Source organism: Streptococcus sp. GMD1S, from assembly GCF_000296875.1.
GTDB lineage: Bacteria > Bacillota > Bacilli > Lactobacillales > Streptococcaceae > Streptococcus.
Genome location: NZ_AJQY01000041.1, coordinates 1 through 9,684 on the forward strand (window position 1 = coordinate 1; position 9,684 = coordinate 9,684).

Genomic DNA, 9,684 nt, shown 5'->3' on the forward strand with positions numbered 1-9,684 from the left:
TTGTACCACTTCCACCTGTTGCTGAATCCATGGGTGTTCCTCACCAATCGACTCAACTGATTGGATTTTTTTATAACCCTTCTTTCATGGCAAAGTAAGCACGCACTTTTGGTGCGACTTGCGTTCCAAAAAGTTCAATAGCTTTGAGAACTTGATCATGTGGCATAGAACCAAGTGGTAGGTGCAACATAAAGCGATCCAAGTCTAAATCCTCAATCATGCAAATCAATTTTTCTGCCACCTGGTCTGGATTTCCCACAAACATGGCTCCATTTGGACCAACTTGCTCCAAATATTGCTCATAGGTCAACTCCTGCCAGTGTGGACGGTCCTTGGAAATCGCATCCACTACTTGCTTGGTCGGATGGAAATAATCTTTTATCGCCTGCTCGCCATCTTCAGCAATCCAGCCCCAAGAATGAGCGCCCACTTTCAGGTCTTTATCCGCATGACCGGCTTCCCTACCAATCTCACGATAAGCTTGAATCAGCTTTTTAAAATAACGCGGATTGCCACCAATAATAGCATAGACAATTGGCAACCCCGCCTGAGCAATCTTCACTGTTGACTCTACATGACCACCTGTCGCCACCCACAATGGCAATTTGTCCTGAACTGGACGAGGATAAACTTCTTTTCCAGCAATGCTTTGGGTCAATTGCCCCTGCCAGTCTATCTTGGTCTTTTCATTGACTAACTGGAGCATGTCTAATTTCTCATCAAAGAGAGCTTCATAGTCTTTCAAGTCATAGCCAAACAGTGGGAAAGACTCGGTAAATGAACCACGCCCAGCCATAATCTCCGCACGTCCATTTGACAAAGCATCGATAGTAGCATATTGTTGGAACAAGCGAATCGGATCCATACTCGAGAGTATGCTGACTGCACTCGTCAAACGAATTTTCTTGGTATTGACTGCACCAGCTGCAAGAACAATCTCTGGCGCCGATACCGCAAGGTCCTCCCGATGATGCTCCCCAATCCCGTACACATCCAAACCAACCTTATCAGCCAGCTCTATCTCTGCCACCAGCTGACGAATGCGTTCATCATGACTGTAAAGTTGCCCAGTCGCTTCCAGAGCTGTTGTTTCACCAAATGTTGAAATTCCTAATTCTACCATCCCGTTTCCTCGCTATCTCTTTTAGTTTTAGGGTATTTTATCACTAATTAGTTTTATTTTCAATAAATTTGCTCATTAGAAAAAGTCTAGATGAACTAGACTTTCTTAGCTTATTCTACTGTTACTGACTTAGCAAGGTTACGTGGTTTGTCCACATCAAGGCCACGGTGGAGTGTTGCAAAGTAAGCGACCAATTGCGTTGGTACGACCATTGAGATTGGTGAGAGGTAAGGGTGTACGGTCGTAAGGACGATATCGTCTGTGTCTTTAGCAACATTTTCTTCTGCGATAGTGAGAACCTTGGCACCACGGGCTGCGACCTCTTGGATATTTCCACGAGTATGGTTGGCAAGGACTGGATCTGACAAGAGGGCCAAGACAGGCGTTCCTTCTTCAATCAAGGCAATGGTTCCGTGCTTGAGTTCTCCTGCCGCAAAGCCTTCACATTGGATGTAAGAAATCTCTTTTAGCTTAAGACTGGCTTCCATGGCTACATAGTAGTCTTGACCACGTCCAATGTAAAAGGCATTGCGAGTTGTTTCAAGAAGGTCACGAACCTTTGCATCAATGGTTTCTTTTTCAGAAAGAGTTGATTCGATAGACTGAGCTACGATTGACAACTCATGAACCAGATCAAAGGCTTGGGCTTTGGCATTGCCGTTTGCTTCTCCGACTGCTTTTGCAAGAAAAGCTAGAGCTGCGATTTGCGCAGTATAAGCCTTGGTTGATGCCACGGCAATTTCAGGACCCGCGTGAAGAAGCATAGTATGGTTGGCTTCACGTGATAGGGTTGAACCTGGAACGTTTGTCACTGTCAAGCTTGGAATGCCCATTTCATTAGCCTTAACCAAAACCTGACGGCTGTCAGCTGTTTCACCAGACTGGCTGATAAAGATGAAGAGTGGTTTTTTGCTGAGAAGTGGCATACCATAGCCCCACTCAGATGAAATTCCAAGTTCAACTGGTGTATCTGTCAGTTCTTCCAACATCTTCTTAGAAGCAAATCCTGCGTGGTACGATGTTCCAGCTGCAAGGATGTAAATGCGGTCTGCATCTTGAACAGCCTTGATGATAGCAGGGTCAACCACTACTTGACCTGCCTCATCTGTGTAGGCTTGGATAAGTTTACGCATAACCGTTGGTTGCTCATCAATTTCCTTGAGCATGTAGTAAGGGTAAGTTCCTTTACCGATATCTGACAAGTCGAGCTCAGCAGTATAGCTAGCACGCTCACGACTGTTACCATCATAGTCTTGAACTTCGACGCTATCAGCCTTGACGATTACCAACTCTTGGTCATGGATTTCCATGTATTGGTTGGTCTCACGAATCATGGCCATAGCATCTGAGCAGACCATGTTATAGCCTTCTCCAAGACCAATCAAAAGTGGCGATTTGTTCTTAGCGACATAGATGACATCTGGATTTTCAGAGTCAACCAAGGCAAAGGCATAAGAACCACGGATGATGTGAAGGGCTTTTTTGAAGGCTTCAAGAACTGACAAGCCATCTTCTTCAACAAATTTCCCAATCAAGTGAACAGCGATTTCTGTATCTGTTTGTCCCTTGAAGTGGTGACCTGCAAGGTATTCTTCCTTGATTTCAAGGTAGTTTTCAATGACCCCATTGTGGACCAAGACAAAACGTTCTGTCTCAGAGCGGTGTGGGTGAGCATTGTCTTCCGTTGGTTTCCCGTGAGTTGCCCAACGAGTATGTCCGATACCAGTTGTCCCCTCAACACCTGCTGTCTTGGCAGACAATTCTGCGATACGACCGACAGCCTTAACCAGGTGATTTTCAGCACCACCTAGGACAAAAATCCCCGCAGAATCATAGCCACGGTATTCGAGCTTTTCAAGCCCTTGAATCAAAATATCAGTTGCATTTGTGTTTCCAACAACACCAACAATTCCACACATAGTATATACGACACAGACCAGCTGTGCTTTCTCCTTAAATTGGTATAGTCTAATTCTCACTTTACGGAATCAGCAAAAACAGTATATACTTGTTTTTCTCACTTGTCAAGGATAAAAATTGGTATAGTTTTTCTATCTGGTGTTTTATCAAGATTTCACTTGATACCTGACAAGTCAGCATCAATTACTTATAATAAAAAGAGGAGGTATTTGCCATGTGGTTTTTCTTCGCACTTTTATCAGCTATCTTTGCAGCCTTAACGTCAATTTTAGCTAAGATTGGAATTGAGGGAGTTCCATCCAATCTAGCAACCGCTATTCGTACGGTCGTCGTCATTCTTATGGCCTGGGCCATGGTTTTCTTGACCAATAGTCAGACCGAAATTGTCAATATCAGTAGAAAAAGTTGGCTCTTTCTCATCTTATCTGGTTTGGCCACTGGCGCCTCTTGGCTCTGCTACTACAAGGCCTTGCAGATGGGCAGTGCAACTGAGGTATCTGCTGTCGATAAATTCAGTCTCGTCCTTACCCTCGTTCTAGCCTTTTTCTTCCTACAAGATATCCTGACGTTTAAAACAATTATTGGCTGTATCCTGATTACGATCGGGACCTTGGTGATGATATTGTAATAAAAAGTGAGATGAACGCCATCTCACTCTTTTTATTCTTAAAATCCATTATGGTCGCTGAGTTCTTTGAACCAGTGGCCTGATTTCTTCAGGCGACGTTCCTGTGTTTCCAAGTCAAGCTCAACCAGACCATAGCGATTTTTATAGCTGTTGAGCCATGACCAGCAGTCGATAAAGGTCCAGATTAAGTAACCCTTACAATTGGCTCCGTCTTCAATGGCACGGTGAAGTTCACGCAGATGTCCTTTGACAAAGTCGATACGATAGTCGTCCTGAATCATGCCATTCTCACGGAATTTATCCTCACCTTCAACACCCATGCCATTCTCTGTCAACATCCACTCAATATTGCCATAATTTTCCTTGATATTTTGAGCGATATCATAAATCCCCTGCTCATAGATTTCCCAACCGCGATGAGGATTGATTTTACGGCCCGGCATGATATAAGGCTCATAGAAATGTTCTGGCAAGAGTGGACTGTCTGGATGCTTGGCAAAACGTGGCGCCATAACGCGCAAAGGTTGGTAGTAATTGACTCCAAGAAAGTCCACTGTATGCTCCCGAATGAGTTCTAACTCTTCAACAGTGTACTCTGGCAGCAAATCATGCTCAGACAAGATTTCTACTAATTCTTCTGGATAAGCTCCCAAGACAGACGGGTCTAGGAAAGATTGGGCTTGGAAGAGATCCGCAATGCGCGCAGCCTTGACATCTGCGGTATGCTGACTACGTGGGTAGGCTGGTGTCAAGTTGAGGACAATCCCAATCTTAGAATCAGGCAAAATCTCATGACAAGCCTTAACCGCAAGACTACTAGCCAGTTGCGTATGATAAGCAACCTTAACCGCCGCTTTGGCATCCACCTTGTGAGGATAGTGAGCATCATAAAAATAGCCAAACTCCACAGGGACGATGGGCTCGTTAAAGGTAATCCATTGGTCCACCAAGTCACCGTAAGTCTCAAAACAAAAACGAGCATAGTCTTCGTAAGCCTTAATGGTTGCCTTGTTTTCCCAACCATCCCCATCTTCCTGCAGGGCAAAAGGCAGGTCAAAGTGATAGAGATTGACTAAGAGACGAATGCCCTTGGCCTTAATCGCTTCAAATACCTGACGGTAGAAAGCCACACCTTGAGGATTGACTTTTCCACGACCTTGCGGGAAAATACGAGACCACTGGATAGAAGTACGAAAGGCTGTATGCCCAGTCTCTACCAAAAGCTCAATATCCTTTTCCCAGTTTTCATAGAAGGTCGATGTTTTATCAGATCCAATCCCATTGTAGTAGCGGTTTGGCTCTACTTGATACCAATAATCCCAGAGATTATCTCCTTTACCATCACCTGGCACTCGTCCTTCTGTCTGTGGTCCAGAAGTGGAGGAACCCCAGACAAAATCCTTTGGAAATTTTAGCATAGCTTTACCTCTTCATTTACTCATTTTTCCCATTATACAGAAAAAACAAGGTAAAAACTAGTTACATTTTTGCCTTGTTTTTCTTCTGATTATAGTTTTATTTCTTGCTTAGGATTTCAAGGGTTTCGAGCAAGTTATCTGCGTGAACTTCAATTGTGTCACCAGTCGCCTTGATCTTGACTTCTACGATGCCATCGGCTGCTTTCTTCCCAACAGTGATACGGATTGGCAGACCAATCAAGTCGCTATCGCTAAACTTCACTCCGACACGTTCGTTACGGTCATCTGTCAAGACTTCGTAACCAGCGTCTATCAAGTTGGCTTCCAATTTTTCTGTCAAGGCTTGCGCTTCTTCATCTTTAACATTGACAGTAATCAAATGCACATCAAATGGTGCCAATTCTTTAGGGAAGTTAACTCCCCAAGCGTAACGGAATTCACCTTTAGGCGTTTTATTGACAAAGAGGCGAGCGTGTTGTTCCATAACTGCTGAAAGAAGACGGCTAACACCGATACCGTAACATCCCATGATGATTGGCACAGCACGACCATTTTCATCCAAAACATCTGCACCCATGCTTGCTGAGTAGCGAGTTCCGAGTTTGAAAATATGACCGATCTCAATACCACGCGCGAAGTTAAGAACGCCTTGTCCGTCTGGTGAAATTTCACCCTCACGAACTTCGCGGATATCCACGTATTCTGCAGTGAAATCACGACCTGGGTTCACACCCGTCAAGTGGTAGCCATCTTCGTTGGCCCCCACAACAGCATTGCGAACATCTTGTACCTTACGGTCTGCAATGATTTTCACATTTTCTGGCAAACCAACTGGGCCAAGCGAACCAAAGCCAGCCGATATAACATTTGCTACTTCTTCCTCGCTCGCAACATCAAAGAAATCTGCACCCAAGTGGTTTTTCAACTTAACTTCATTGAGTTGGTCATTTCCAACTAGAAGGGCTGCAACAAGCTCACCATCTGCCATGTAGAAGAGGGTTTTGATTGTTTGTTCTTCTGGGACATTTAGGAAGGCTGCGACTTCATCGATGGATTTTACACCTGGAGTTTCGACGCGAGTCACTTCTTCTTCAGCGACAACACGGTTGCTTGGTTTGTACTCGTTTGTTGCCATTTCTAAGTTAGCCGCATAGCTAGACTCACTTGAGTAGGCAATAGTGTCTTCACCAGAAACCATCCATTTGAGCAATTCTGCCTTGATTTCTTCTTGCACTTCTGCAGGAATTTCATCAAATGAGGCAACTGACTTGTCCAAAACAACCCAGCGGTCAAGGTCTGTACGAGCAGGAGTGATGGCCATAAATTCTTGGCTATCCTTACCACCCATGGCACCACCATCACCAATGATGGCCTTGAAGTCCAAGCCACTACGAGTGAAAATTCGTTCATAGGCCGCCTTGTACTCGTCATAAGTCACATCCAAACTATCGTAATTAGCATGGAAACTATAGCCGTCTTTCATGATAAATTCACGCGTACGGAGAAGTCCGTTACGTGGACGTTTTTCATCACGGTACTTAGGTTGAATTTGGTAAAGGTTAAGTGGTAATTGCTTGTAAGATTTGACAGAGTCACGAACAATAGCCGTAAAAGTTTCTTCGTGTGTCGGACCTAGGATAAAGTCTGACTTTTCACGATTTTTCAGTTTATAAAGGTCTTCACCATAGGTTTCATAACGACCTGATTCACGCCAAAGATCAGCACTGAGAAGGGCAGGAGCCAACATCTCCACCGCACCAATCTTATCAAACTCTTGGCGCATGATATTCTTAGCCTTTTCAATCACACGGTTAGCAAGTGGTAGGTAAGAATAAACACCTGCAGAAACTTGGCGAACATAACCAGCACGCAACATAAGGGCGTGGCTGATAACTTGAGCATCGCTTGGCATTTCGCGAAGTGTAGGGATTAGCATTTTACTTTGTTTCATAATATTCCTCGATTATCTAAAAGAAGAGTCGCATAATGTCATTCCAGGTTACAGCTAGCATCAAGACAACCATGATAACTACACCAGCCATGGTGACATAGGTTTCAATTTCTTGTTTAAGGGGTTTACGGCGGATAGCCTCTAGGATATTGAGCACAATCTTTCCACCATCCAAAGCCGGGATCGGAATCAAGTTAAAAATTCCAATATTGATGGAAATCATGGCTAGGAAGTAGAGGACATTCTCAATTCCATTTTTAGCAGCATCGCTACTTGCCTTAAAAATGGCAACGGGACCGCCGAGTTTGTTCAAATCTGGATGGAAAATCAAGTTTTTCAGAGCCGAAAGGATGCGGAGCCCAGAGTCAGCAGCGTTTGTAAATCCACCAACAAACATGGATAGAAAGTCTGACTTGACCCCCGGTTGAACTCCGAGAATATAGCGTCCTTGATTTTCTTCTGGAGTCACAGTGACTTGTTTTTCGCTACCATTTTCAGAAATGGTCACATCTAAGGTCGGGGCAGTCTTGTCCTTGGTATCTGCTTCCACAGCCTGGGTCAAGTCTTGCCAATTCTTAACCTCATGCGAGCCGACCTTGGTGATTTGAGCTGTCTCAGCTACGCCCACCTTAGCCAAAGCTCCTTCTGGCATGACATGAAAGAGATTGGTCTGAGTATCTCTAACACCGCCCTGCAAAAAGATCAAGATCCAAAAAACAACAACACCTAAGATAAAGTTATTCATAGGACCTGCAAAGTTGGTGATGAGCTTGCCCCAGATAGAAGCATTTTGATACTGTACATCCAGAGGAGCGATGCGCACTTCGGTTCCATCTTCTTCAACAACCGTTGCATCATGATCCACTGTAAAAGTCTTTTCTTCTTCCAGGACCAAACCCTTGATAAAGAGCTTGTCTTCAAAGTCAAACTGAGTTACCTGCATAGGAAGAGCCGTTTGATCCAACTTCTTCCCTGAGAGGTTAATCCGTTTGACCTTACCATCATCAGCAAGTGTTAAACTGACTGGAGTTCCTGTCTTGATTTCTGTCGCATCATCACCCCAGCCTGCCATACGAACATAGCCTCCTAGAGGAAGGATTCGAATGGTATAAGCAGTGCCATCCTTACCGATATGGGAAAAAATCTTGGGCCCCATACCAATGGCAAATTCACGAACTAGAATGCCTGATTTCTTGGCAAAATAAAAATGTCCAAACTCATGCACCACCACAATAATCCCAAAAACGAGGATAAAGGTTAGCAATCCAATCATTCAATATTCCTTTCTTTAAAACAGGCCAAATAAGTGCATCATTGGAAACACAATCAGCATGCTGTCAAAGCGATCCAACACACCACCATGTCCAGGGATAAATTTGCCAGAATCCTTGACACCGAAATGGCGTTTCATGGCACTTTCAATCAAGTCACCAAACTGACCTGCCACACTGAAGAAGGCAGCAAAGAGACTCATTCTATAAATCCCATAAGGAAGAGCAACTGTGCTGTCCACTAACATGAAAATCACTGTTATCAGTACCGCACCTAGAATACCACCGACAAATCCCTCAATACTCTTATTAGGAGAAACTCTTGGTGCCAACTTATGTTTACCAAAATTCATCCCTGTCAGGTAGGCTGCGCTATCTGTCGCCCAAACGATAAAAAGGGCCAAAAGTACCTTGTCAAAACCTGCCACCCGAGCATCTAGTAAGGCATTAAAACCAAAACCAACATAAAAGCTCACAGCAATTGGAAAAGCGGCATCTTCAATCGTATAGTTTTTACTGAAAACGGTCGTCCCTAGCATTATGGTAATCAAAACACTGTAGGCAACCACATTCCCATCAACAGGCAAAAATGTTAGGTAATTTTCTAAAGGAACTGTGAGAGCGAAGGTCGCAAAAAGAGTCAAAGCACCCTCAATGGTCATAGTCTTTAGCCCCTTCATGTGCAAGAGTTCATGGACGCCTAGCATCGCTAACAAGCCAATCCCTATCTGCAACAAGAGCCCACCCGCAAACAAGACTGGAAGGAAAATGGCCAGGGCCAATACCGCAAACAATGTTCTCTTTTGTAAATCCTTGGTCATATCTTCTCCTAAACTCCTCCAAAACGGCGATTGCGATGGTTAAAAGCAGCAATAGCTTCCTGCAAGGCTGCTTCATCAAAATCAGGCCACAAGGTATCCGTAAAGTAAAGCTCACTATAGGCTGCTTGCCATGGCAAGAAATTACTTAAACGCAACTCACCACTCGTACGAATAATCAAGTCCGGATCTCGCAAATCCTTTGGCAGGTGTTGCGTGAAAAGATAGTCCCCAATCATATCTTCTGTGATGTCACCAGGGTTGATTTTAGCATCTAGAACATCTTGAGCCAAGCCCTTAAGAGCCTGCGTAATTTCAGCACGACCACCATAGTTAAGCGCAAAATTGAGAATCAAGCCTGTATTGTTCTTGGTCAACTCCTCTGCTTTTTTCAAAGATTCAAAAGTCGGCTTAGGCAGACGGTCTGTCTCCCCAATCATCTGAATCTTAACGTTATTTGCGTGCAATTCAGGGACGTAGTTGTCATAAAACTCAACGGGCAAGTTCATGATAAACTTGACTTCTTGATCTGGGCGTGTCCAATTCTCCGTTGAA

The 9,684-nt window shown here is 44.2% G+C and carries 8 protein-coding genes; 1 reads left to right on the forward strand and 7 read right to left on the reverse strand.

The features are described from left to right. Positions 1 to 70: 70 nt before the first annotated feature. The gene (locus tag GMD1S_RS05720; RefSeq protein WP_000229789.1) at positions 71 to 1,123 is read right to left on the reverse strand and encodes an LLM class flavin-dependent oxidoreductase; all 1,053 of its coding nucleotides are present in this window, start codon (positions 1,121 to 1,123) and stop codon (positions 71 to 73) included. A 110-nt stretch (positions 1,124 to 1,233) separates the two neighbouring features. Further along, entirely contained in the window at positions 1,234 to 3,042 is a 1,809-nt protein-coding gene (gene glmS, locus GMD1S_RS05725) for a glutamine--fructose-6-phosphate transaminase (isomerizing) (RefSeq protein WP_000334288.1), read from the reverse strand. Between the two features lie 215 nt (positions 3,043 to 3,257). On the opposite strand from glmS, the gene GMD1S_RS05730 reads away from it, so the two are divergent. Next, positions 3,258 to 3,671 (forward strand): EamA family transporter, encoded by a 414-nt coding sequence (locus tag GMD1S_RS05730; protein ID WP_000264209.1) that lies wholly within the window; start codon positions 3,258 to 3,260, stop codon positions 3,669 to 3,671. Positions 3,672 to 3,709: 38 nt separating this feature from the next. Here GMD1S_RS05730 and GMD1S_RS05735 read toward each other — a convergent pair whose 3' ends face one another. The 5 genes from GMD1S_RS05735 to uppS form a co-directional block, all read right to left on the reverse strand. Then, positions 3,710 to 5,089, reverse strand: a complete 1,380-nt coding sequence (locus tag GMD1S_RS05735; protein WP_000911358.1) for a glycoside hydrolase family 1 protein — start codon at positions 5,087 to 5,089, stop codon at positions 3,710 to 3,712. Between the two features lie 97 nt (positions 5,090 to 5,186). Then, a complete protein-coding gene (locus GMD1S_RS05740; protein ID WP_000814021.1) occupies positions 5,187 to 7,040 on the reverse strand; it encodes a proline--tRNA ligase in 1,854 nt (617 codons plus the stop codon). 16 nt (positions 7,041 to 7,056) lie between these two features. Next, positions 7,057 to 8,313 (reverse strand): RIP metalloprotease RseP, encoded by a 1,257-nt coding sequence (gene rseP / locus GMD1S_RS05745; RefSeq protein WP_000579742.1) that lies wholly within the window; start codon positions 8,311 to 8,313, stop codon positions 7,057 to 7,059. Between the two features lie 15 nt (positions 8,314 to 8,328). Next, positions 8,329 to 9,132: a phosphatidate cytidylyltransferase gene (locus tag GMD1S_RS05750; RefSeq protein WP_000159119.1), complete on the reverse strand. Its 804-nt coding sequence runs from the start codon at positions 9,130 to 9,132 to the stop codon at positions 8,329 to 8,331. A gap of 8 nt (positions 9,133 to 9,140) precedes the next feature. Continuing rightward, positions 9,141 to 9,684: polyprenyl diphosphate synthase (gene uppS / locus GMD1S_RS05755; protein WP_000314538.1), on the reverse strand; the 544-nt coding region annotated here is incomplete at its 5' end.

Bases quoted from the DNA above. Each gene is read 5' to 3' on its own strand.
- GMD1S_RS05720 (WP_000229789.1), bottom strand. From the start codon at position 1,123: ATGGTAGAATTAGGAATTTCAACATTTGGTGAAACAACAGCTCTGGAA.
- glmS (WP_000334288.1), bottom strand. From the start codon at position 3,042: ATGTGTGGAATTGTTGGTGTTGTTGGAAACACAAATGCAACTGATATT.
- GMD1S_RS05730 (WP_000264209.1), top strand. From the start codon at position 3,258: ATGTGGTTTTTCTTCGCACTTTTATCAGCTATCTTTGCAGCCTTAACG.
- GMD1S_RS05735 (WP_000911358.1), bottom strand. From the start codon at position 5,089: ATGCTAAAATTTCCAAAGGATTTTGTCTGGGGTTCCTCCACTTCTGGA.
- GMD1S_RS05740 (WP_000814021.1), bottom strand. From the start codon at position 7,040: ATGAAACAAAGTAAAATGCTAATCCCTACACTTCGCGAAATGCCAAGC.
- rseP (WP_000579742.1), bottom strand. From the start codon at position 8,313: ATGATTGGATTGCTAACCTTTATCCTCGTTTTTGGGATTATTGTGGTG.
- GMD1S_RS05750 (WP_000159119.1), bottom strand. From the start codon at position 9,132: ATGACCAAGGATTTACAAAAGAGAACATTGTTTGCGGTATTGGCCCTG.